Annotated in this window: 26 protein-coding genes; 19 read left to right on the top strand and 7 right to left on the bottom strand. The window is 32.4% G+C overall.

Features of this window, described 5'->3' with window-relative positions; genetic code table 11:
- Positions 1-3 precede the first annotated feature (3 nt).
- The 5 genes from ilvD to acs all read left to right on the top strand — a co-directional run bounded on the left by ilvD (position 4) and on the right by acs (position 8,148).
- Positions 4-1,677 (top strand): dihydroxy-acid dehydratase, encoded by a 1,674-nt coding sequence (gene ilvD / locus KHA90_RS06470; protein WP_213296611.1) that lies wholly within the window; start codon positions 4-6, stop codon positions 1,675-1,677.
- Positions 1,678-1,912: 235 nt separating this feature from the next.
- The gene (ilvB, locus tag KHA90_RS06465; protein ID WP_213296609.1) at positions 1,913-3,601 is read left to right on the top strand and encodes a biosynthetic-type acetolactate synthase large subunit; all 1,689 of its coding nucleotides are present in this window, start codon (positions 1,913-1,915) and stop codon (positions 3,599-3,601) included.
- A gap of 96 nt (positions 3,602-3,697) precedes the next feature.
- Positions 3,698-4,219 carry an acetolactate synthase small subunit gene (ilvN, locus tag KHA90_RS06460; RefSeq protein ID WP_213296607.1) on the top strand — a complete coding sequence of 174 codons (522 nt, stop codon included), beginning with the start codon at positions 3,698-3,700 and terminating at the stop codon, positions 4,217-4,219.
- A 55-nt stretch (positions 4,220-4,274) separates the two neighbouring features.
- Entirely contained in the window at positions 4,275-5,744 is a 1,470-nt protein-coding gene (gene ilvC / locus KHA90_RS06455; protein ID WP_213296605.1) for a ketol-acid reductoisomerase, read from the top strand.
- A 493-nt stretch (positions 5,745-6,237) separates the two neighbouring features.
- Positions 6,238-8,148 carry an acetate--CoA ligase gene (gene acs, locus KHA90_RS06450; protein ID WP_213296603.1) on the top strand — a complete coding sequence of 637 codons (1,911 nt, stop codon included), beginning with the start codon at positions 6,238-6,240 and terminating at the stop codon, positions 8,146-8,148.
- Positions 8,149-8,351: 203 nt separating this feature from the next.
- Here acs and KHA90_RS06445 read toward each other — a convergent pair whose 3' ends face one another.
- Positions 8,352-8,948, bottom strand: coding sequence for a 3'-5' exonuclease (locus tag KHA90_RS06445; protein ID WP_213296601.1), 597 nt, complete (start codon positions 8,946-8,948; stop codon positions 8,352-8,354).
- Positions 8,949-8,950: 2 nt separating this feature from the next.
- On the bottom strand, positions 8,951-10,867 hold the full coding sequence (locus tag KHA90_RS06440) for a DUF294 nucleotidyltransferase-like domain-containing protein (RefSeq protein WP_213296599.1): 1,917 nt from the start codon (positions 10,865-10,867) through the stop codon (positions 8,951-8,953).
- Between the two features lie 649 nt (positions 10,868-11,516).
- Between KHA90_RS06440 and KHA90_RS06435 the strand changes: the two genes are divergently transcribed.
- From KHA90_RS06435 to KHA90_RS06390, 10 genes are all read left to right on the top strand, one after another.
- The gene (locus tag KHA90_RS06435) at positions 11,517-11,843 is read left to right on the top strand and encodes a hypothetical protein (RefSeq protein ID WP_213296597.1); all 327 of its coding nucleotides are present in this window, start codon (positions 11,517-11,519) and stop codon (positions 11,841-11,843) included.
- Between the two features lie 84 nt (positions 11,844-11,927).
- Positions 11,928-13,121 carry a hypothetical protein gene (locus KHA90_RS06430; RefSeq protein ID WP_213296594.1) on the top strand — a complete coding sequence of 398 codons (1,194 nt, stop codon included), beginning with the start codon at positions 11,928-11,930 and terminating at the stop codon, positions 13,119-13,121.
- A gap of 276 nt (positions 13,122-13,397) precedes the next feature.
- Positions 13,398-14,117, top strand: coding sequence for a hypothetical protein (locus KHA90_RS06425; protein ID WP_213296592.1), 720 nt, complete (start codon positions 13,398-13,400; stop codon positions 14,115-14,117).
- A gap of 3 nt (positions 14,118-14,120) precedes the next feature.
- Positions 14,121-14,627: a hypothetical protein gene (locus KHA90_RS06420; protein ID WP_213296590.1), complete on the top strand. Its 507-nt coding sequence runs from the start codon at positions 14,121-14,123 to the stop codon at positions 14,625-14,627.
- Positions 14,628-14,738: 111 nt separating this feature from the next.
- Positions 14,739-15,137 carry a hypothetical protein gene (locus tag KHA90_RS06415; RefSeq protein WP_213296588.1) on the top strand — a complete coding sequence of 133 codons (399 nt, stop codon included), beginning with the start codon at positions 14,739-14,741 and terminating at the stop codon, positions 15,135-15,137.
- Between the two features lie 103 nt (positions 15,138-15,240).
- The gene (locus KHA90_RS06410) at positions 15,241-15,417 is read left to right on the top strand and encodes a hypothetical protein (protein ID WP_213296586.1); all 177 of its coding nucleotides are present in this window, start codon (positions 15,241-15,243) and stop codon (positions 15,415-15,417) included.
- Positions 15,410-15,961 carry a hypothetical protein gene (locus KHA90_RS06405; RefSeq protein WP_213296584.1) on the top strand — a complete coding sequence of 184 codons (552 nt, stop codon included), beginning with the start codon at positions 15,410-15,412 and terminating at the stop codon, positions 15,959-15,961. The genes KHA90_RS06410 and KHA90_RS06405 overlap by 8 nt, the downstream gene beginning before the upstream one ends.
- Positions 15,962-16,118: 157 nt before the next feature.
- Positions 16,119-16,640: a hypothetical protein gene (locus tag KHA90_RS06400; protein ID WP_213296582.1), complete on the top strand. Its 522-nt coding sequence runs from the start codon at positions 16,119-16,121 to the stop codon at positions 16,638-16,640.
- Positions 16,641-16,646: 6 nt separating this feature from the next.
- Positions 16,647-17,498, top strand: coding sequence for a hypothetical protein (locus KHA90_RS06395; protein ID WP_213296580.1), 852 nt, complete (start codon positions 16,647-16,649; stop codon positions 17,496-17,498).
- Between the two features lie 344 nt (positions 17,499-17,842).
- Positions 17,843-18,250: a hypothetical protein gene (locus KHA90_RS06390; RefSeq protein ID WP_213296578.1), complete on the top strand. Its 408-nt coding sequence runs from the start codon at positions 17,843-17,845 to the stop codon at positions 18,248-18,250.
- A gap of 167 nt (positions 18,251-18,417) precedes the next feature.
- Here the strand turns inward: KHA90_RS06390 and KHA90_RS06385 are convergent, their stop codons facing one another.
- Positions 18,418-18,558, bottom strand: coding sequence for a hypothetical protein (locus tag KHA90_RS06385; RefSeq protein ID WP_213296576.1), 141 nt, complete (start codon positions 18,556-18,558; stop codon positions 18,418-18,420).
- Positions 18,559-18,574: 16 nt separating this feature from the next.
- Positions 18,575-18,757 carry a hypothetical protein gene (locus tag KHA90_RS06380; protein WP_213296574.1) on the bottom strand — a complete coding sequence of 61 codons (183 nt, stop codon included), beginning with the start codon at positions 18,755-18,757 and terminating at the stop codon, positions 18,575-18,577.
- A gap of 49 nt (positions 18,758-18,806) precedes the next feature.
- Here KHA90_RS06380 and KHA90_RS06375 point away from each other — a divergent pair, with 49 nt between their 5' ends.
- The 3 genes from KHA90_RS06375 (at position 18,807) to KHA90_RS06365 (ending at position 20,094) form a co-directional block, all read left to right on the top strand.
- Entirely contained in the window at positions 18,807-19,184 is a 378-nt protein-coding gene (locus KHA90_RS06375; protein ID WP_213296572.1) for a hypothetical protein, read from the top strand.
- Between the two features lie 39 nt (positions 19,185-19,223).
- Positions 19,224-19,487 carry a hypothetical protein gene (locus tag KHA90_RS06370; protein ID WP_213296571.1) on the top strand — a complete coding sequence of 88 codons (264 nt, stop codon included), beginning with the start codon at positions 19,224-19,226 and terminating at the stop codon, positions 19,485-19,487.
- Between the two features lie 196 nt (positions 19,488-19,683).
- Positions 19,684-20,094 carry a helix-turn-helix domain-containing protein gene (locus KHA90_RS06365; protein ID WP_213296569.1) on the top strand — a complete coding sequence of 137 codons (411 nt, stop codon included), beginning with the start codon at positions 19,684-19,686 and terminating at the stop codon, positions 20,092-20,094.
- Positions 20,095-20,114: 20 nt separating this feature from the next.
- Here KHA90_RS06365 and KHA90_RS06360 read toward each other — a convergent pair whose 3' ends face one another.
- Together KHA90_RS06360 and KHA90_RS06355 are read right to left on the bottom strand one after the other, a co-directional pair.
- Positions 20,115-20,492: a hypothetical protein gene (locus KHA90_RS06360; RefSeq protein ID WP_244860259.1), complete on the bottom strand. Its 378-nt coding sequence runs from the start codon at positions 20,490-20,492 to the stop codon at positions 20,115-20,117.
- Between the two features lie 96 nt (positions 20,493-20,588).
- Positions 20,589-21,008, bottom strand: coding sequence for a hypothetical protein (locus KHA90_RS06355; protein ID WP_213296567.1), 420 nt, complete (start codon positions 21,006-21,008; stop codon positions 20,589-20,591).
- 149 nt (positions 21,009-21,157) lie between these two features.
- Between KHA90_RS06355 and KHA90_RS06350 the strand changes: the two genes are divergently transcribed.
- The gene (locus KHA90_RS06350; RefSeq protein WP_213296565.1) at positions 21,158-22,387 is read left to right on the top strand and encodes a multidrug effflux MFS transporter; all 1,230 of its coding nucleotides are present in this window, start codon (positions 21,158-21,160) and stop codon (positions 22,385-22,387) included.
- Between the two features lie 358 nt (positions 22,388-22,745).
- Here the strand turns inward: KHA90_RS06350 and KHA90_RS06345 are convergent, their stop codons facing one another.
- Complete coding sequence (locus tag KHA90_RS06345) at positions 22,746-24,005, bottom strand: NAD(P)/FAD-dependent oxidoreductase (RefSeq protein ID WP_213296563.1); 1,260 nt, start codon at positions 24,003-24,005, stop codon at positions 22,746-22,748.
- Between the last annotated feature and the right edge of the window lie 64 nt (positions 24,006-24,069).

The following is a 24,069-nucleotide window of genomic DNA, read 5'->3' as shown; positions in this document are numbered from 1 at the left end:
ATAATGGAATTAAATAAGTACAGCAAAACGATCACTCAAGATCAAACACAACCTGCAGCGCAAGCGATGTTGTACGGGATTGGTTTAACTGAAGAAGATTTGAAAAAAGCACAAGTAGGTATTGTGAGCATGGGTTACGATGGTAACACGTGTAATATGCACTTGAATGATTTGGCAAAAGATGTCAAAAAAGGTGTTTGGGATGCAAATCTGGTCGGACTTATTTTTAATACCATTGGTGTCAGTGACGGAATTTCAAATGGTACTGAAGGAATGCGTTTTTCATTGGTTTCCCGTGATGTAATCGCAGATTCTATCGAGACAGTTGTGGGAGCACAATGGTACGATGGTATTATTGCAATTCCTGGTTGTGATAAAAATATGCCCGGAGCTTTAATAGCAATGGGAAGAGTAAATCGTCCGTCGATTATGGTTTACGGAGGATCAATTCACTCCGGAAAATGGAAAGGAGAATCCTTGAATATTGTTTCTGCTTTTGAAGCTTTAGGAAAAAAAGTTAAAAACGAAATTACTCCGGAAGATTTTAAAGGTGTTATTCAAAATGCATGTCCGGGCGCTGGTGCTTGTGGCGGAATGTACACTGCAAATACAATGTCGTCTGCAATTGAAGCATTAGGTATGAGTTTGCCATACAGCTCTTCTAATCCTGCTTTAAGTCAGGATAAAAGAGATGAATGTCTTGCTGCAGGAGAAGCAATTAAAATATTATTAGAAAAAGATATTAAGCCAAGAGATATCATGACTCGTAAAGCTTTTGAAAACGCTATTACAATTGTGGCTGTTTTAGGAGGTTCTACAAATGCAGTTATGCACTTAATTGCAATGGCTCACGCTGTTGATATCGAAATCACATTAGATGATTTTCAGGCAATAAACGATAAAACTCCAGTATTGGCGGATATGAAACCAAGTGGAAAATACATGATGGAAGATATTCACGAAGTTGGAGGAATTCCTTCGATAATGAAATATTTATTAAAAGTAGGATTGCTTCACGGAGATTGTTTGACCGTTACCGGAAAAACAGTAGCAGAGAATTTAGCTACTACTCCGGATTTACAAGACGGACAACAAGTTATTCATGAAATCCAAAAAGCATTAAAACCAACAGGGAATATTCAGGTTTTATATGGAAATCTTGCTTCTGAAGGTGCTGTTGCAAAAATCAGCGGAAAAGAAGGAGAATATTTCGAAGGTCCTGCTGTTGTTTTTGAAGGCGAATTTGAAGTAATTCCAGGACTTGAGGCCGGAAAAATTAAACCGGGTAATGTAGTCGTCATCAGGTATTGTGGACCAAAAGGTGGTCCGGGAATGCCTGAAATGCTAAAACCTACATCGGCGATTATTGGTGCCGGATTAGGAAGCAGTTGTGCTCTTATTACAGACGGCAGGTTTTCTGGAGGTTCACATGGCTTTGTCGTAGGACATATTACACCAGAAGCTTATGATGGTGGTGGTATTGCACTGGTAAAAGATGGTGATTTAATTGCTATTGATGCCGTAAACAATACAATCAACCTGAAGATATCTGACGAAGAATTTGCCGCTCGCGCAGCAGCTTGGGTTCAGCCTCCTTTAAAAGTTACAAAAGGAGTTTTGCTTAAATACGCAAGATCGGTTTCAAGCGCTTCTACAGGTTGCGTTACCGATAAATAAATTATTCAATAACAATATCAAAATCAATATCAATGACAATATCAAAAATCAATAGTAATATCAAAAAAAAATAACAATATTAAAAATGGAAAATATAAAAAGTCAATTTAAAATAAAAATTTACAAGTAAGTTTTAGCATTGAAATTGATTTTTGCAATTGACATTGATATTGAATTTTGCCATTGCCGTTGAATTTTTGAAATTGAATTTTGACATTGATAAAAAAAATATACTATGAAAATATCAGGGGCAGAAGCCGTTATAAGATGTTTGTTAGCAGAAGGAGTAGACTTGGTTTATGGTTATCCGGGAGGAGCAATCATGCCTGTTTACGACGAATTATATAAATTTCAGGATCAATTACACCATGTTTTAGTACGTCACGAACAAGGTGCAACGCATGCAGCACAAGGTTATGCGAGAGCTACAGGAAAAGTAGGGGTTGCAATTGCTACTTCCGGACCGGGAGCTACAAACCTGGTAACGGGAATTGCAGATGCTCAAATTGATTCAACACCAATGGTTTGTATCACTGGTCAGGTAGGGAAACATTTATTAGGTTCTGATGCTTTTCAGGAAACAGATATTATCGGAATTTCGACTCCGGTAACAAAATGGAATTATCAGGTAACAGAAGCTTCTGAAATACCAGAAATTATTGCAAAAGCATTTTATATTGCCCGTTCTGGTCGTCCGGGTCCTGTATTAATTGATATTACTAAAAATGCTCAGTTTGATGAGTTCGAATTTAGTTATGAAAAATGTACTGCAATCAGAAGTTATGTTCCGGTTCCGAAATTAAAATTAGACAAAGTTGCCGAAGCTGCTGCTTTAATCAATAGTGCTAAAAAGCCTTTTATTGTTTTCGGACAGGGAATTATTCTTGGTCAAGCCGAAGAACAGCTAAAAGCGTTGATTGAAAAATCAGGAATTCCGGCGGGATGGACAATTTTAGGACTATCGGCTTTGCCAACAGATCATCCTTTAAACGTGGGGATGTTAGGAATGCACGGAAATTACGGCCCAAATATGCTGACCAATGAATGTGATGTTTTAATTGCACTTGGAATGCGTTTTGATGACCGTGTTACCGGAAATTTAAAAACTTATGCAAAAAAAGCAAAAGTAATTCACTTTGAAATTGATCCCGCAGAAATCGACAAAAACGTAAAAACCGAAGTTGCCGTTTTAGGTGATGTAAAAGAAGCTTTGAATGCGTTATTGCCTTTAATTGAGAAAAATTCTCATGAATCATGGCATAATGAATTTAAAGAATTGCTGAAAATTGAAGTAGAAACCGTTATAAATGAAGAGCTAAACCCAACAAATAATAAAGGTATTTCAATGGGTGAAACTATGGAAATGATCAATAAACATTCAAAAGGCGATGCTATTATCGTTTCAGATGTTGGTCAGCATCAAATGTTTGCTTGCCGTTATGCTAAATTCAATACAACCAAAAGTAATATTACTTCCGGAGGTTTAGGAACTATGGGATTTGCTTTACCAGCTGCAATTGGAGCTAAGATGGGAAGACCGGATCGTGAAGTTGTTGCTATTATTGGCGATGGAGGATTCCAAATGACAATTCAGGAACTGGGAACTATTTTCCAGACAAAAGTGCCTGTAAAAATTGTTATTTTAAACAATGAATTTTTAGGAATGGTGCGACAATGGCAGGAATTGTTTTTTGATAACAGGTATGCTTCAACAAAAATGATTAATCCAAATTTTGTCGCAATTGCCGAAGGATATTATATCAAATCTAAAAAAGTAACTCAAAGGGAAGATTTAGACGAAGCTGTCGCAGAAATGATGGCTTCAAAAGATTCTTATTTCTTAGAAGTTATGGTAGAGAAAGAAAACAACGTTTTCCCAATGATTCCAACAGGAGCTTGCGTTTCAGAAATTAGATTAAGCTAAAGAAAAAAAAGTTTCAGGTTTCAGGTTTTAAGTTTCAAGTTCTCAGCAACGTGAAACCTGAAACTTTAAACTAAAAAAACTTTAAACTAAAAAAACATGGAAGATAAAACATTTACCATATCGGTATATTCAGAAAATAACGTGGGCTTATTGAATAGGATATCAGGAATATTCTTAAAGCGTCACATTAATATATTAAGTCTAAACGTTTCAGAATCAGAAATTGAAAATGTTTCAAGATTCATTATTGTAGTGGATACAACAGAAAGATGGGTTAAGAATATTGTAGGTCAAATTGAAAAGCAAATCGAAGTAATAAAAGCATTTTATCATACAGATGAAGAGACTATTTATTTAGAAAATGCCTTATTCAAAATTGCTTCAAGCTTGTTATTTGACGAAAAACAAATTCAGAATATCATCAAGGAAAGTCAGGCAACAATTGTAACGGTTTCCCGGGATTTTTTCGTGATTTCAAAATCCGGAAGACGCTCTGAAATCGAAGAATTGTACGCAAAATTCAAACCTTACGGCATTATGCAATTTGTACGTTCGGGCAGAATATCAGTTTCTAAAGAAAAAATGGAAATTTCAACCTTATTAGAAACATTCAAATAACAACTATTAACAACTCAATTATTATAATTACAATTCATTAAATTTTAAAAAGAAAATGGCAAATTATTTCAATACATTACCACTTAGATTACAATTAGAACAATTAGGAGTTTGCGAATTTATGGAGCAATCAGAGTTTGCAGACGGAATTTCGGCATTAGCTGGAAAAAAAGTTGTGATTGTAGGTTGTGGTGCACAAGGTTTGAATCAAGGTTTAAACATGAGAGATTCTGGTTTAGACATTTCATATGCATTACGTGCAGATGCGATTGCTGAAAAAAGAGCTTCTTATAAAAATGCTACTGAAAACGGCTTTACTGTAGGCACTTACGAAGAATTAATTCCAACTGCTGACTTAGTTTGTAACTTAACGCCAGACAAACAACATACTGCTGTAGTTACCGCCATTATGCCATTAATGAAACAAGGTTCAACTTTAGCGTACTCTCACGGATTCAACATTGTAGAAGAAGGAATGCAGATTCGTAAAGATATTACGGTAATAATGTGTGCGCCTAAATGTCCAGGATCTGAGGTTCGTGAAGAATATAAAAGAGGATTTGGTGTGCCAACTTTAATTGCAGTTCATCCTGAAAATGATCCAAACGGTTTTGGTTTAGATCAGGCAAAAGCTTACGCTGTAGGAACTGGTGGACATAAAGCCGGAGTTTTGAAATCTTCTTTCGTTGCTGAAGTAAAATCAGATTTAATGGGAGAGCAAACAATCCTTTGCGGATTATTGCAAACGGGTTCTATTTTATGTTTTGATAAAATGGTCGAAAAAGGAATTGATCCCGCATATGCTTCAAAATTAATTCAATACGGATGGGAAACTATCACAGAAGCATTGAAACATGGTGGAATCACAAATATGATGGATCGTCTTTCGAATCCTGCAAAAATTGAAGCTTATGAGATTGCAGATGAATTAAAAGACATCATGCGTCCGTTATTTCAAAAACATCAGGATGATATTATTTCTGGAGAATTCTCAAGAACTATGATGATCGACTGGGCTAATGATGATGTTAACTTATTGAAATGGAGAGCTGCCACAGGAGAAACTAACTTCGAAAAAACGGCACCAACTGATGCTGTTATTTCTGAGCAAGAATATTTTGACAATGGTGTTTTAATGATTGCAATGGTAAAAGCGGGTGTTGAATTGGCTTTTGAAACCATGACAGAAGCTGGAATTATCGAAGAATCAGCTTATTACGAGTCATTACACGAATTGCCATTAATTGCAAACACAATTGCAAGAAAGAAATTGTTTGAAATGAACCGCGTTATTTCGGATACAGCAGAATATGGTTGTTATTTATTTGACCATGCTTGTAAACCTTTATTGACTGAATTCATGAAAAAAGTAGAAACAAACGTAATAGGAAAACCATTTTCAACTTCAAACGGAGTAGATAATGCTGTTTTAATAGCAGTAAACAAAGAAATTCGTCAACATCCTATCGAAGAAGTAGGAACATGGTTGAGAGAATCGATGACTGCAATGAAAAAAATTGGATAATAAATTGGGAATTACCACACTTTCGAATGTGGGATTTGCGCTGTATCTCTGTTCTAAGTAATATTTTGAATTAGTAAGCACTTATTAAGAAAAATGGATATAGATGCATATTGCATTCACTTAACTTCTTTAATTAAGTAAGTTAAGTGAAGCTAATCCCGAATGAGGGGTATATTTAGTAATAAATATGCTTGTTGAAGTTTCATTTTAATTAATAAAGATGCTGCTATTTTCAAAATGGAATAGAGTATTGTAATGCAGAATTACGAAAATTAATTGTTATTGAAATTGTTAAAATAAAAAGGCATGGTATTTATTTATCGTGCCTTTTTTGCAATAGGCTTTTTTAATCAAAAAAGTAAAAATTTATTGAATATACATAAAAAGACGATATTTTTTTTAATATGTGTTTTTATATGATAAAATTTATGAATTAAATAATTTTAAGAATACGCTGATATTTAATACATTTATAGAAAAATTCCAAAAACATATGAGTTATTATAAAATTGAAAATTTAGAACAATATTTTAAACATTACAATAAGTCAATAAGGGAACCAAGGAAATTTTGGGGGAAAATAGCAGAAGAAAATTTCACGTGGTACCAACAATGGGAAAAAGTTGTTGATTTTAATATGGCTGATGCTGAAGTAAAATGGTTTACTGAAGCAAAAGTTAACATAACTAAAAATTGCATAGACAGACACTTAAGTAAAAGAGGAGAAAAAACGGCTATTATTTTTGAACCGAACGATCCATCTGAAAGTGCTTTACATATAACGTACAACGAATTATACGAAAGAGTTTCTAAAATGGCGAATGTTTTGCGTGAGCAAGGAGTTCGTAAAGGAGACAGAGTTTGTATTTATTTACCAATGATTCCTGAATTGGCAGTTGCTGTTTTGGCTTGCGCCAGAATAGGAGCAATTCACTCTGTTATTTTTGCAGGATTTTCAGCTTCGGCAGTTTCTGCAAGAATCAATGATTGCGAATGTAATATGGTAATTACTTCTGACGGAGGTTATAGAGGGAATAAAACTATTGATTTAAAAGGAATTGTTGATGAAGCGTTAGATACTTGTCCAACAGTTTCTAAAGTTTTGGTTGTAAAAAGAACCAATACTGAAATCAAAATGAAAGAAGGTCGTGATGAATTCTTGCAGCCTTTATTAGACGCAGCTTTAGATAACAGCGTTGCTGAAATCATGGATGCAGAAGATCCTTTATTTATTTTATATACTTCAGGATCAACAGGAAAACCTAAAGGTATGGTGCACACCACAGCCGGATATATGGTTTATACCGCTTATACATTTAAAAATGTTTTTAGCCACGAAGAAAATGATATTTTCTGGTGTACTGCTGATATCGGTTGGATTACGGGTCACTCATACATTTTATACGGACCATTATTGAATGGTGGAACAACCGTAATTTTCGAAGGAGTTCCATCGTATCCGGATTTTAGCCGTTTCTGGGATATTATCGAAAAACATAAAATTACACAGTTCTATACTGCGCCAACAGCAATTCGTTCATTAGCAAAAGAAAGTTTAGATTATATTCAAAAATATCCTCTTAAATCTCTTAAAGTTATTGGATCTGTTGGAGAGCCAATCAATGAAGAAGCATGGCACTGGTTTAATGACCACGTAGGAGATAAAAGATGTCCTGTGGTTGATACTTGGTGGCAAACAGAAACTGGCGGAATCATGATTTCTCCAATTGCTTTTGTTACACCAACAAAACCAACCTACGCAACTTTGCCATTACCTGGAATTCAACCCGTTTTAATGGATGAAAAACGCAATGAGATTGAAGGTAATCAAGTTGTAGGTAGTTTATGTATCAAATTTCCTTGGCCGGGAATCGCCAGAACAATCTGGGGAGATCATCAACGTTATAAAGACACATATTTCTCTGCTTTCCCTGGGAAATATTTTACAGGAGACGGAGCATTAAGAGACGAAGTAGGATATTACAGAATTACGGGTAGAGTAGATGACGTTGTAATTGTTTCTGGTCATAATTTAGGAACAGCTCCTATTGAAGATGCAATTAACGAACATCCTGCAGTTGCAGAATCCGCTATTGTTGGATTTCCACATGATATTAAAGGAAATGCATTATATGGTTATGTAATTTTGAAAGAATCAGGAGAAGTTAGAAATAAAGAAAACCTGTCTAAAGAAATCAATCAATATATTTCTGACCATATTGGGCCAATTGCAAAACTGGATAAAATTCAGTTTGTTTCCGGATTACCAAAAACCCGCTCAGGAAAAATTATGCGTAGAATTTTACGTAAAATAGCCGAAGGAGATTTTTCTAATTTTGGAGATACATCAACATTATTGAATCCTGAAGTTGTAGAAGAAATTCAGAAAGAAAGAATTTCTTAATTCAGAAAAATAGAATAAAAAATGCCTCTTAGATTTAAGAGGCATTTTTGTTTAATATCAATTTACTTAGAATTCCTCCTGAGTAGTCATCTTTGTCAAAATTTAAAACTTTGAGAAATATTTGCGTAACAATTTTTGATTTTTTGTCTGACAATCAAAAACTTACACTTCCTTATATAACTTATGTGGTATAATAGTTTCTCCTATTTAATTCCCAATCTCGATTTTAACTTCAAAAATAAAAGAGCAATTTTGTATGCATCTTCAGATGATGAGTTTCTATCGCTTTTTGGGATTTTATAAATTTCGCTTAAATCGTCTAACGAAAATTGCTTGTCGTTAATATCAGTTAATTTACGATACATCATATCGATATCCAAAGCTTCATTTTTTAATCTTCCGCAATCCAGACGTTCTAATGCTGCATTCAGCATTTCAATATCAAAATTAATGTGATGACCAACTAAAACAGCATTGCCTATAAAATTCACAAATGCTTCAATTGCATCTGGTTCAGGCATTTTAATCATTTTACTTTCAATAATAAATTCATTTGAAAGTCCGTTATCCTGCAAGAATTTGTATTGCAATAAAACAGCTTCAAAATTATCTTTTATAATAATACTGTCATCAATTACCGAAAATGCGCCTAAAGATAAAATCACATCTTTATTTGGATTTAATCCGGAAGTTTCAGTAGATACTACAACAAACCGATTTGGTTTTGTTTCAAATTTAGTAAGATAGTCTTTCCAGAAATCCGGATACTCTTTGCTGATATTTTTAATCCAGTCTAGCATATTTATGAGAATTGTGTAAGTTGAAATTTACTCTTAATCAGTTCCTCAAGGTCTTTCATTGGGGTTAAGGCATTTTTTAACTTCTCTTTGTCGGTTTTAGACATTTCTCGCAAATTGATATATTGTCCTGAATCGTCATTTTTTAATCCTTCAACAGTTCTAAATTTTGATAATGTCAAAAATGCTTCGGCACAGCTTAAATAAATTTCGGCATTTTTAGAATCTGTTATTGCTAATTGTTTGAATCTCAAATAGGTATTTTTGATTCCTTTTATATTAGAATTTAAAATCAATAAACGCGCAGCATCAATTAATGGCATTAGTGCGCGGGTTTTAATATCAAATTTCGTTTTGTGCGGACCTTCTTCTTCAACAATGAATTTTTTGAAAAAGCTCAAAGCCGAATTTTTCTTTAAAGCGTCATTTCCTAAAAAGTCAAAGAATAAAGTGTTGTTAACGGCATTTTTGAAAATAACATTTTCGATTACTTCTTCAATTTTTGGCTCTCCAAAAACAATTTCATAATCAAAGAAAATGCTACTTAAATCGTTGCTGTTTTCACCTGGAGTATTCATCCAGCTGTTGTACTGTTTTGTCCAGTCAGTCAATGATTTACACCATAACATATTACTTCCCATATGTCCGTTTGGGCAATATTCGTATCCTACTTTTTCTAATATAGAAGTAGTTCTTTTGGCTAATCTTAAAAAATAATCTTTTACTTCTCTGTATTTCTCGGGAGCAACATCTTCAAAAATCAAAATACTATCCTGATCTGTAAGCAATAATTGCTCTTTACGTCCCTGACTTCCAATACTTAACCACGCAAAACGGGCAGGAGGTGAGCCTAAATCTAAAATAGACAATTCGACAGCGCGTTTTATAATCGCCAGATTTATTTCGCTGGCAATATTACTAACATGAGAAATTGGAATATTCTTCTGGATTGAATTCTGAATCAAATCAGACAAACGATCACGTATTTGTTTTAAATCTTTAGGAAGCTGAGAACGTTTGATTTCTTTAATCAAAACACCCGGATTACTGGCTTGAGCGACAATTAAATCGTGTTCAGAAATAATTCCTTTCACAGCAGATTTGCTCGTGCCATCTTTAGTAACACATAAATGCGTCACATTATGTTTCAGCATTAACAATTGAGCTTCCGCCAAAGAAACATTTTCAATTACGGTAACAACCGGCGAAGACATAATCTTGTCAATGGTTTCAGTAATAGGATAGCGGCCTGTTGCAATTTTTGAAGATAAATCAGCATTTGTAACAATACCAATTGGATTATTTTTTTCACAAATCACGATATTATCTACCATTGATTCGGTCATTAAAATAGCAACATCTTTTACAATACGGTTAGATTCAGTCGTTAACGGCGAATTATTATACACCAGCGATTGAATATATTGCATTTCGGTTTGCTGATCAACGTAAAATGCAGTATCAGAAATGAGTTTTCCCTGAGAATTCACATTGTCTTTTGCATGACGTGAATTGATGGCAAAATTCTCTAATAAAAAGTTTAAAACATCTGAATTATTAGCCACAAATGGTCTGAAAACAGCGATCGGAATAGCATAAATGATGCTTTCTTCACGTGCTTTTGCTGTCATCATATAATTATTTTTGGCAAAAAACGGACGTAAACCAAAAATATCGCCTTCATGACATTTGTTTATAAGGGTTTCCTCGGCATCTGCAATTGTCGTTAAATTTATAACGCCAGAAGCCACAACATAAAAACTATCATGAAGTGTATCATTGATTTGAAATAATACAGCGTGTTTTTCTAAATTGATAACACGAATATTTGTAGCAATATCAGATAATTCCTGAAAAGTTAAATTATTAAATGGCGGGTATTCTTTTAAAAAATCTGCAATATGCTCAGCAATTGTATTCATATATTTTTGATAATTTTTTTAAAGTATCGAATGTAAAAATAATAAAATAAACTCTTACAATGAAAGCATCTTTAAGAGAATATAATTATTTTAAGATAATACAAAAAAATACTGATTTACAGGCTCTATAAATCAATTTTCACACTTTAAAATCTTTATAATTTATTTGAATTTCTTTAGAATGAGATCTAAAATCAAGATAGGGATTGATTACAATAAATGTTTTATAAGTTTACAGAAAGATCATGATTGTATTGGAGAAGGTTTCTGAAATATTCTATTTTACATAATATAAATTATAGTTCATATTTGTAATGTAATTATTAACAAATAAACTATGGCTTTAAAACGCTCTTCCTTAGAAAACTACGTATTACTACTTCTATACGTTGATTCAATGAATTTTACCCAATTCAAACCTGAAACATTCTTAAAAAAAATTCGACCTTTCTGTAAAACGGAACAACTTGCACATAAAATACTGCATATTCGTGTACGAGGTTCGAAAGTAGGAATTTCCATTCACATAGAAAAGGATTGTTTTATAATTCGTCAAAATCAGGCTTTGCATGAATTTATTTTTTATTGCGATTCTTGTAAAACTTTGCTTAGAAAGTTATTGAAACATAATCTTTTAATACCTTGATATATGTCTACAATTTTACTTTTAATTCAAAAACGAGAAAATTTAATACTGGAATTAGCTGGATTAAATCACGATTTAAACGAATATTCAAAAAATCCTGTAGAAACTGTCGATTTGATTGGTCTTAAACATCAGCATGATTTTACTATTAGAGAAATTACAAAAATTGGTCAGCAGATAAATGTTTTTTTTAATTCTCAAATTTCAAATTATAAAAACAAATTTTTTGAAATCGAAAGAAAAATAACTGAAGCTGTTTCGAAAAAGGAATTTACAATTAACGATTTGCCTAAAAATCACTATTCGTTGTGGCAAAATTTAGAAAATTAATTTTTTGCTACTCCCCTTTCGATTTTTTTAATAGTTGCCGTAGGGTATAACGGCAACTAACTCACTCAAACCTACTTAAAAACAATGATTTCATATAAAGAAAGGCATCAAGCCCAAACTAAATTCAAAAACAATAATTTAAAACCTACTCTTATTAATATAGACTACCTAATTATAAATTTAGAGGGTCAGCCATTTGGAGAATTTCCCGAAAATTCAAAATTTCGTTTAAAGCCTTATGAATACGGAACTAAGATTTTTGAGATTAGAGCAGATTTATATTATGAAGATTTAAAAATTGGAATTTACACAGCAAGACCACGCTCAGCAATTATGAGTGAACAATTTGCACAACTACAATTCGAAAACAATTTATTTTACACATTGTCTAACGATACCTTAAGAGGTGTCATAAACGCTTTTTGCGATGAAACGAACTACTTATTTAAGTCTGTTAATAGACTGGATATTTGCCTTGACAAGTCTGATATCAACAATTCTTACCGTAATTTATATAGTAATGTGGTTGCAGGTAACTACCTTATCTCGGGGCGTCCGAAAAATTTACAAAGCTATTTTGAAACGTACAAAGGAAAATCAATACTTAACGGTTTCCAAATTGGGAAAAGAACATCTGATAAAATAATACGGTGTTATAACAAAACGCTGTCGCTACAACTCACAGAAAAGCCATATATAAATGAATATTATGCGAATAATGGGTTGAAAAATGACAACGTCTGGCGTTTTGAATATCAGTTAAATTCTGCATTTTTTAGGGGTTTAAACGAACATTCTAAATTAGATATAAACATCAGTCAGACAATGACTTGGGGTATATTTGATAAAGCTAACCTTTATGAGTTGTTGAAAATTGCAAATAAAGGTTTTTTTGAACTTCGCGAAAACACTGGTAAAAGTCAAATCAATAAAGAAAAGCTTATAACCCTTTTTGATTTTGATTTTTTACAATCTCAAATTACAAAATTCAATCCTATAATCAAGCGTTTAAAGAAAGTTGTTCTTTCTTCAACAACCATTAAAAAACGGCTTGCTAAATCTCTTTTTAGAGAATATTACGCAAATAATCAAGACATATCTTATATCGTTGCTCTTAATCTTTTACTTGAAGATATGGACATGACTACTGAAAACCCGCTTTTAATTTGGTTTCAAAACAAATTACACTTCTATCTGCACGAATTTAGAACAAAGGAAAAATTAGTAAATGATTTCGATTCTGAATTATTCCACGAACACCAACTTTTATTTTTATAAGCCATGAAAACACAGAATACAAGCCAAAAAGTGACTAAAACCCAGTTAATGCATATTCTTGAATTAAGCTACAAAACAGCTTGTAAAGAATATCAAACAATTATTGATTCTCTTGCTTTAAAAAGAAACTATTTAACGGTTCAAGACTTAATAACCTATGGCATATTATAGGGAAAATTAGGGAAAAATAGGGAATTATAGGGAATTTTAGGGAACGCCTAACAATAGTTGCAATAACCTTTGTGAAAGAAATTAAACAATTAAAATTTATAACAAATGAAAATTGCAACTATTACAGGCGTTACAAAATCGCCAGAATTACAAGTAACAAAAGCAATCGGTGCTTTGATTCTTTCAAGTGATGTGGCTTTATCAGCCCTAACTACTGAAAAAATTAGTGTTTACATTGAACGTGGAAACGGTTCGAATGTCATTTTAGCAAATAAAGTTTTGCTTAAAGATTTCATTTTAGCAAGTACCTACGGAACTGAAAACACACAATCCGATGCAGATAATGCTTTGATTGCATTATGTGAATTGGCAGACGAAGGTTCAATTTATCTTGCAGATAAAGAGAGTATTAAAATTACTCTTGAAGATTTAATTGCAGGTAAACGTTACGAATTACATGGAATCGAAGAACCACAGCAAACAAACAATTTATTCTTTTTTGAACAAAAATCTGTTGCTTCTGAGGAGTTCAACAAAAAGATTGATGTTCAGGGATTTGATTTGGCTGTTATGACTGTTGATGATTCTGTAAGTGATTTGTCTTACCAATACTCAAATGGTCAAGTAGTGAAATATCTTCCTTTTGAACTTCAAACTTTAAGCCGTGATATTGACCCAATCCAAGCTGTTCTTGCAGATGGGACAATTGTTCAAGGTTTAACTGATAGATTAACCTTGCCTTTGGTGGCTGTTGTTGGTTTAGAAATCAATAAGTCACAAGGTTCAATTATTAATTTCGTCGTAAGATGTTTAAAAACTGTGTAAAATATGGGGTTCTTTAAAAAAATTGGTCAATCCATTAAAAAAAATGTCTCGTTTAAAAACTTGGTAAAAGTTGCGACTACTGCCGTTGGTTTTGTTCCGGGCGTTGGTGGAATTGCTCAGCAAGTAATTGGGAAAGTTACTGATGCTGTCGAAGCAAAAAAACTTTCTAAAGAAGCTGAGGCACAAGGCAAACAAGCCGAAGCAGATTATTGGAATGCGCAAACGCAAGCTTTGAATCAAAGTACGGCTAACACTGTTGGTGCTGTCGCTGGTGCGGGTGCTAATATTTTCGGTAAAGCTGTTGCAACGGGGATAAATGACGGTTTAGGTACTGGATTTATTGAGGGAAGTGGTCAGGTTGGTGCTACTGTTGTAAGCTCAACAATAAAGGTATGGTTTCAAAGAAATTGGAAAATTGTTATTGGTGCTGTCGTTGGTCTTATTGCGTTGATTTGGTTTATAAGACGTGACCGCAATAACACAGGCAAAAGAGTTGCAAAAAGACGATAAGCCTAAAAATTACTATCGAATCTATCTTATAGTTTTTCTGATAGATTCGGCAGTAATAATATTAAAAAAAATGGCTGAAATCATACTATTAATCAAACACATTATAAAGTAATGGCACAAAGTAAAAAAAGTTATAATTCTAATAATCAGAATGATAACAATAATAATCAACAAAAAGTAAAGCATTCAGGTGCAAAGTACACTACGTACACCCCCGTTTCGGGTCCTAATCAGGGAGTAGAGCAACATCTTACAACTGGTTGGAGATTGTCAAAAGGTGAATTGATTGCAATTAAATGTGTAACAACTACGAAATCAAATCTTTCAGATAAAGGTTGGTTTGGTTCTGTAGCGTGCACTTTTACAAACACTAAAACTGGTGTTCAGTCATTCCACTGGGGTACAATGCAGAAAAATGGCGGTAAAGTTGTAATTGACAGCATGGCATTTGTAATTAATCCACGTGCTAAAAACGGGGGTTACGCGGGTACATTTTTACGTTCAAACTAATGTTTAAGGTCATATTAAAATTCCTCCCTCTGATTTTACATGAGGGAGTTGATTTACTCAAAGAGTATTTAGAGAAAAGAAAACAATTAAAACAAAATAAGTCATGAAAAATTTGAAAGGAATTGTTTCGATAATTGGTATTATCGTGAAATATGGTGCGGTTGTAACTGCTATTCTAAAAGGTATTCAGGTTGTATCTGATGAATTGGGTAAACTTGATTTTGGAAAAGATGAACCGCAAACACCTGTTAAACCTTTAACTGTAGAGGGAAATGAGTAGTTTTTTAGGTCGAAAAGAATTGTCTAGAGGTGTTCGAAATAACAATCCAGGCAATCTAAGAAATTATAACATTGCTTGGCAGGGTAAAATTCCAGTAAGTCAAAATACTGATTATAATAAGGAGTTTGACCAGTTTACTGAGGTTAAATTTGGGATTCGTGCTATGTTAAGGGATTTGACAAACGATATAGATAAAGGGAAAAATACAATTAGAAAATTGATTTCTGAGTATGCACCGCCTAAAGAAAATGATACTCAAAAGTATATTGATGTTATCGCAAAGGCTGTCGGATTAGACCCTGATCAAACTATAAAAATTGTAGATGCTAAGTTTTACTTGGTTATTGCGAGAGCAATTATTAAGCATGAAAATGGTGTGGATGCTTCATTTATTTATGATTCAGATATTCAGGATGCTATTGACATTATAGGAGATTTTAATCTTTCAGGTGTTACTGTGACGGCTAAGAAGAAATTCAAATTTAATTATTTGATTATTCCTGTACTACTTTTTTTTTATACTGTTTACAGCGTTACAGTCTAAACAAACGCAAAAAAAGATAAAAATTATTAATTCAAAATTTAAACAAGATGTTAGATAAAATCAAACTTTTTTACGCAAGCAATAAAACTATTTCAAATGTTGTATTAGTTGCTTTAGCAGGATTTTTAGCTTATAAATTATTTAAGAAAAAATAATTATGGCTCAAAGAGAAATAGTAAACAGAACAAAGAGCCAAGCCAACACAGTTTGGCTCTTTGACTTTCTGCAAAAATACTGGCTTTTGGTTGTTGGTATCATTGTGTGTTATCCATTATTAAAAAAATGGTATTCTAAATTCACACAAGATGCTGAGGAAAAAGCGTTGGAAGATGCGGAAAATGATTTAAAAATTGCAGTTTCTAATCCAATGACAAAAGAAATTGAATTGAATAAAATTACACCTCGTAAAGAAGTTCATGATATAGCTGAATCTTTGGCGGTTTGGTTAGGAACAAATAAGCAAACAAAAGATTCTCCTTGGTATACTTGGATAACTGAACCAATGTCGAATTTTGAAAATGAGAGAGAGACTATTAGTGAATTATTGAAAGTAAAGCAAGCTACAACTGTTCCTTTAGTAATCGGATGTTATTATATTATTACACGCCGTGATTTAAAGGCTGATTTAAAAAAATATTTATCAACCTCGGACTTAAAAAAAGTTCCTTTATTCAATTAAGACAATATGAATTATATACAATATATTGATGATACATACGCTGTTAAAGTAAAGGAAATCTCATACTATGATGAACAGGGCTATGGCGTAAAGGACATTCAAACACCATTTTTTATATTATCTGTTTTCATGGATAATAAGCGTGTAAATGGAGTGTCTTTTGCTAATTATGATAGTTTGCCAATGCTTTCTATTATTAATGATTTAGGAAATGTTGATTTAAATGTTATTCCTGAAAATTATTTTGCAACGGCTTTCACTGAGATATTTCTTAGAGTTCCTTTTGCAACTGGTTCAGGTGTTGAGATTTCAAATTTTACTGACTTTCAAAAGAAGCCATTAAGATATTTAAAAGAATATAAATTACCTCAATTTAGATTAGACGGCAGATTTTCTCAGGGTTCGGGTTATGCTTATGATAGTAGAGTTTATTCTTTGCTTAAACTCGGTACAATTCAATCCGATAATAAATTCTATACAGCATTTTATGATACATATAGAAATGGTACGCATATCGATACGTTAGAGTTTCAGGGAGAAAACCCGAATTACATTGCAAATGGCTACGATTTGGTCACATCGTTCCCAGTTCAAAATAACGGTGATATAGTTCAATTTGGAGATTTTTATGTAAAAATGACAACAACTACTACTTATCCGTATGGTCTGAGTGTTTTTATATTTACAGATATTAGAACTAATGAATTTTGGTTTTATGTAAATTACATAGAATCTGGCACAAGTATTATTAAAAAAGGAGAGTTCGATATGTCAACGTTTGTTTGTGTGAATGGGGGTTTTAAGATTAAAAACCTACTTCATCAAGTAGAAATACAGATAACCAATATTTATGGCTAATACTACTCCAACGCCATACAGCTGTACAATCTTCAATAAGGATAAAAGTATAAGACCTATAAAAGTTGAGTTTTGTAAATCAATATATTATCTGCATAACTGGTGTAAAAATGTCGGATTTGATTATCACTACATTAATATTTACAATCGAAAAACTGGTAATTATGTTTCTAGACAATACTTTAATGATTATATAATAGATAAGCCTTTGTATTAATTTACAAGGGCTTACTTTTTTTGGTATAATTATTTATTCTTTTATAGCAATTGACAAAGTGAAATTAAAATTATTGGCACTATATTTGGAAATCTTTAATAACTATAAACTCACAAAAATAAACTATATGAAAAAAATTACCTTATTATTGCTTTTAGCTTTTTCTTTCTCTTATTCACAAACAACTGTAGAGGAATATAATTATGTTACTAAAGGTTATGCGGAAACAATTGCAAAAGGTTTAGATTTTAAAAAGGGGTATTCTTTAAGTGAAATTTACCATTATACAGATACAAATTATGATTTTCTGTTTCAGTCTCTAACTAATGATAAAACAAAAAAAACATCTTGCATAATGGTTGTTGCTCATTCTCGTGTTTGGGGTAATAAATATTATTTATGTATGCCTATTGGAAATGGTGATTTAGAGAAAAGATATAAAGAGCAATTGGCGCTTTGGGACGCTCCTATATTGTCAGCTTATTCGCTTGCTTTGTCTCAGATATTAACGTATTCTGTCGCGTCGGTCGAATAAAACTAAAGTAAAAATCAATAAATAAGCCCCAATAAAACGGGGCTTTTTTTATGTTCCAAATATTGTATATTGTAGTATTCTTAAAAATAGCTGGCTGTAAATAGTTATTGTAGAGTTGTTAACAACTTTGTTGATAAAGTTGGACGTTCTATGTTTCATACTATAAATTATAGTTCATTTGTATTATAACTTATGAAAACGGTTAATGTTATTTGTCTAAATTCTGTATAATCAACAGCAAAAATAATTAAACTTTTATCTAATAATAATGTTGCTCCGCCTGTCAAGGTTAATGTTATAAATTTCATTTTTCTATATTTAAAGTTAGTTTTTTGCTTTATTTATCTTATTTACAATTTCATTTAATGATCCTTCAACCAAGATGGAATCTCCATTTGTTACTCTAATGTAAGTTTCATTTTCTACATTTGAACTCGAAACAGAAATAATGTGTTCTAAAAAAATGACATAATCATATTTTCCTCGTGTTACATTGATGCTTTTCATTTATTTATTTGTTTAAGGTTAATCTGACCAATGTAAGAAAAAAAAGCTTTTGAAAGTTTATCTTGAAAAAACAGATGTTGCTACAATTGAGCAATACGAGCTAATAAAAAATGTTAATTCAATTTATCCTGATATTATGATTAGTAAGCAGGTTAAGAATAAATTTAAAAACAATTTTAAAACAAATGAGTTTCTTTCGGCTGATGTAGTTTATGAAAATGTTTCTAAGTTTAAATTGTACAATGTTACAATTTTAGATAATCGTTGTTTGTCATATACATTTCTAACTCCCGATGATGTTTTGATATTTGGAGAAGTAAGGACGTTTGATGGTAATACAGTTAGAACGTTGTACAAGCTAGATAAAGGCAAATCGCTAATGCAATATTTTATAAATGGTAAATTAATCAACGAAGTAAAAGGATAAATTTTACTTATATTTGATACAATTTTTAAAAATAAAATTATGTATAACCTTGATCAAGCCCAATATTTAGTAGAATATTATACTATTGAACTAAAAGATAAAGATATAACCGTTCAACCTCCTGATGAAAAACCATACAGTATAACAAATATAGTATTTCAGGCATATGCAGGTGGTACATATACTGTACATTGTGTCTATAGAGAAGATTACGAAACAATAGGTATAATGGATATTGAAAAAGTAGCCAAAGACTGTGGATTATTGTCTCCGTCCCAATTGCTGACACAACTAAAAAACTAATAAATGAACCCCAATAAAACGGGGTTTTTTTATGTTCTTATTTTTTTATACATTTTTTAAAGTATAATTATTTATTCTTTTATAGCAATTGAGAAAGTGAAATTAAAATTATTGGCGTATTTGAAAATGTTTAGTAATATATATTCTTTTCAATATGCCTTAATTATTTTAGGTAAAAATCTTATATTTGGCATTTATGATACATACTAAAATGATAGACAAGAAAATACACCAAGGTCGAAATATAAAGCGGTTCCGTGAAATGCTGGGGATAAAACAAGAATCCCTTGCTTATGAATTGGGAGAAGATTGGAATCAGAAGAAAATTTCTCTTTTGGAACAAAAGGAATTTGTAGAAAAGGATATTTTAGAACAGGTTGCTAAAATTCTGAAAGTGCCTGCGGATGCCATAAAGAATTTTGATGAAGAACAAGCGGTAAATATAATCTCAAACAATGCCTCTTTTGATAATTGCCAACAACCAGCTTTTTTTAATAACCAACCTACCTTTAATCCTCTAGATAAAATGGTAGAGCTTTACGAGCGTATGCTTGAACAGCAAAAGGAAATGATTGACAGATTGGAGAAATTGATTAGAGAGAAATAGTCTTAATGTTTTATCTTTTTCTAATACAACTTCGTGAGAATCGTTTCTTTGGGAACTAAATCGTCGCCGCCTCGTTTATTGAATTGTAGCGATTGATCATTTGCAAAAAGAACTGCGCTTGCCGTACCATTTTTAGCTTTGATAGTAATTTGAGCCTTTTCACCAAATCCATGTACATATCCGGTAACTTCCATAATGCCGGTTACAAATTTTTCATTGCTGCTTGTAATTTCTGCCGTTCCAAAAATCTTGCTGTTGGATTGCGCTATGTTTAATGTCAAAACATATTCTTTGCTGCAATCTTTACAATTTTCAGTGCTCCAGGTTCCGGTAAATCTATTTATTTGTGAATGTGCTGAAAAAGAAATTAATAGTAACAGTAGAATAAATTGTCTCATTATGACTTCAATTTTTATTAAATAAAATACGTTCCAAATATAAACTAAAAAAGCATCCAACGTATCGGATGCTTTTCTTTTGAATATAATATGGCATTATTTTAGTTTTTTCACATAAACCGGTTTCCCGTTTAATGCAACATTTATTTCATTGCTTTTTTCTAAGAATGTTGTTCTTAAAGCATTTCCTTTAAAAATTGTCACATCTCCGTAAACCTTTCCAGTTTCTGTAGAAACGTATTCAAACAATAGTTTTTTGTTATCCGGCTCAATTCCAATTCTATAACTTGAAAATTTAGAAGTATCTAAGTTGAATTCTTGTTGCGTGTCAATAATTTTTCCGTCGGCATAAAAATTTGTAACCGCTTTATTCAGTGTAATATCCGGATAATATTCGTTTACTTTTTGAAGAAGTGCATATTGCTCCGGACTTGCGTCTTCTTTTTTAGATACAATTGTCTGAGCAAATGAAAGTGTTGTAAAAATAAGAGCTAATAGTAAAGTGTAATTTTTCATATGTTTTAATTTTAGATTAAAATTGATGTCAGTTTGAAATCAATTCTTAAAAAAATAATCAGCCTTTTTTTATTTATTAAAGCTTTGATTATATAGAAAGGTACTAAATATTTACCTTTGCCCGAAATTAAAAGCAATTATTTAAGACAATGACAACGAAAAAATACATTAAACTCATACTTATTTTAGGTTCCTTAACAGCACTTGGTCCTTTTTCAATTGATATGTACTTGCCTGGTTTCTCAGGAATTGCAAAAGACTTGCATACTACAGTTGCAAAAGTTTCCATGAGTTTATCAAGTTACTTTATCGGAATTTCGGCTGGACAATTGCTTTACGGACCTTTATTGGACCGTTTTGGACGAAAAAAACCTTTATTTATTGGTTTGATGGTTTACATTTTAGCTTCTTTAGGATGTGTTTATGTTACTGATATTGATTCGTTTATATTATTGCGATTTATTCAGGCTGTTGGTAGTTGTGCTGCGACGGTTGCGTCAGTTGCAATGGTTAGGGATTTGTTTCCGGTAAAAGATATCCCGAAAGTTTTTTCATTATTAATGTTAGTTCTTGGGCTTTCGCCAATGTTGGCGCCAACTATAGGCGGTTATGTTACAGAAGATTACGGCTGGCATACGGTGTTTTTTATTTTAATGTGTATGGGAATCGCAATTTTAATTGCTGCGCAACTTGGTTTGCCAAACAGTTACAAACCTGATACCTCCATTTCATTAAAGCCAAAGCCAATTATTTCCAATTTTTTGAAAGTGCTTAAAGAACCTCAGTTTTTTACTTACGCATTTACCGGATCTATCGCTTTTTCTGGTTTATTTACCTATGTTGCCGCCTCTCCTATTATTTTTATGGACATTTACCATGTAGATGCTAAAACATACGGATGGATTTTCGCCTTTATGTCAGTTAGTTTTATTGGTTCAAGTCAGCTGAATTCGGTTTTATTGAAGAAATTTACAAGCGAGCAAATGATTTTCGGAGCATTGATTTTGCAATCTGTTATCGTAATCGTTTTCCTGATACTTTCTTTAAATAATCTATTAGGATTGTATGAAACGATCGCAATGTTATTCTTGTTTTTAGGTTGTCTGGGAATTTCAAATCCCAATACTGCCGGACTTACAATGGCTCCTTTTGCTAAAAACGCAGGAAGTGCTTCAGCTTTAATGGGTGCTATTCAGTTAGGTTTGGGAGCTTTAGCATCATTTGCTGTTGGAGTTTTCGTTAAAAATTCTGTAGCACCAATGGTTTTTATTATGACGGCAACAACTATTATTGCTTTCATTGTACTGAATGTTGGTAAGCGCTTTATTAAAACTAAAGTTGAAGTATCTGAAAATGATGATGTTTTGGTTGGGCACTAAAGTTTTAAAATCCCAATTTTTTTAAATTCCAAATTCCAAGTAATTGAGAGTAAGAAAAAAATTCTAATTAAGACAGAATCTTGTCATTTTGAGGAACGAAGAATCACACTAGAAACTCCGTTCCAAAAATGAATCTTTGTCGGAATTCTAGTTTGATTTCTCCTTAGTCGAAATGACAAAAATTGAACATAAAAAAAGCCGGAATTTATTAAATTCCGGCTTTTTTTATGTTCAATAATATTCTCAATGATTGGAATTTGGAATTTCAAAAGATTGGAATTTATTTTTCTTTCAATCCATTGGAATTTGGAATTTCAAAAAATTGAATTTTTATTTTCAATAGATTGGAATTTCAAAATCAAGATCTCTTATCAGGTCTAATAATCATTCTCAGTGATTGATCGCTGGCAAAATATGCTACCATCCAATTCCAGAATGTATTTAATCTGTTTCTATACGTAATCAGGGATATCAGGTGGATAAACAGCCAGATAATCCAGGCAAAAAATCCTTTGAAATGCCATTTTGGACTTGGTAAATCTACAACAGCTTTATTTTTTCCTATAATTGCCATAGAACCTTTGTCATTATAAGCAAATGGTTTTAATGGTTTGTTTTTGATTTGCGCTTTAAAGTTTTTGGCTAAATTTAATCCTTGTTGAATGGCAACCTGAGCAACTTGCGGATGTCCGTCAGGGAAATTTTTATCTCCGGCTGTAATAGCTGTGTCACCAATAGCGTAAACATTTGTAAGACCGTTCACTTTGCTATATTGATCTGTTGCCATACGTCTGCCGCGACCATAACTTTCTTTTGGAATTCCCTCAAATATTTTAGCAGAAACTCCTGCTGCCCAAATTAAGTTTTTAGTTTTGATGGTATCTCCATTTTCAAAATGTACAGTATCATCAACGTAGTCTACAACTCTTGTATGAAGTTTAACGACAACACCCAATTTAGTAAGTGCATCAAGAGTATCTTTTTGTGAAGCTTCACTCATTGGCGCAAGCAATGCGTCTCCCCCATCGACCAAATAAACGTTACTTGCAGATGTTTCAAGTTCCGGATATTCTTTTAGCAGGATATTTTTACGCATCTCGGCAAACATTCCTGAAACCTCTACTCCTGTTGGTCCGCCTCCGGCAACAACAATCGTTAATAATTTACGGCGTTTACGAATATCTTTGCAAATAGCAGCTTTTTCAAGGTTTTTAAGCAATGTATTACGCATTTCGATGGCGTCATTTAAAGTTTTCATCGGAATGGCGTTTTTCATTACGTTTTCCATACCAAAATAACTTGTTTCTGCTCCTGTAGCAAAAACCAAATGATCGTAAGTCAATTCGCCGTTGTTGAGAATTATTTTATTTTCGGAAGGAACTACAGATTGTAATTCGCCTAAACGAAATTGAAGATTTTTTTTGCCTGCAAAGAATTTTCTAAAAGGATAACTGATACTTGAAGGCTCTAGAAATGCCGTAGCAACCTGATATATAAGTGGTGGAAAAAAATTATAATTGTTTTTGTCTACAAGGGTCACTTGTATTTGAGGTTGGTTTACAAGCTCTTTTGCCAGATTTAGTCCTGCAAAACCACCTCCTATGATGACTATATTCATATCTTATTTATTAAGTAGATTCTATGAGTAAAACTATTCTGCGCTTAGCAGTTGTATAAATTTA

It is taken from the genome of Flavobacterium psychroterrae (genome assembly GCF_018380615.1).
GTDB classification, from domain to species: Bacteria; Bacteroidota; Bacteroidia; order Flavobacteriales; family Flavobacteriaceae; genus Flavobacterium; species Flavobacterium psychroterrae.
This window is presented reverse-complemented; position numbering and strand designations above follow the sequence as displayed.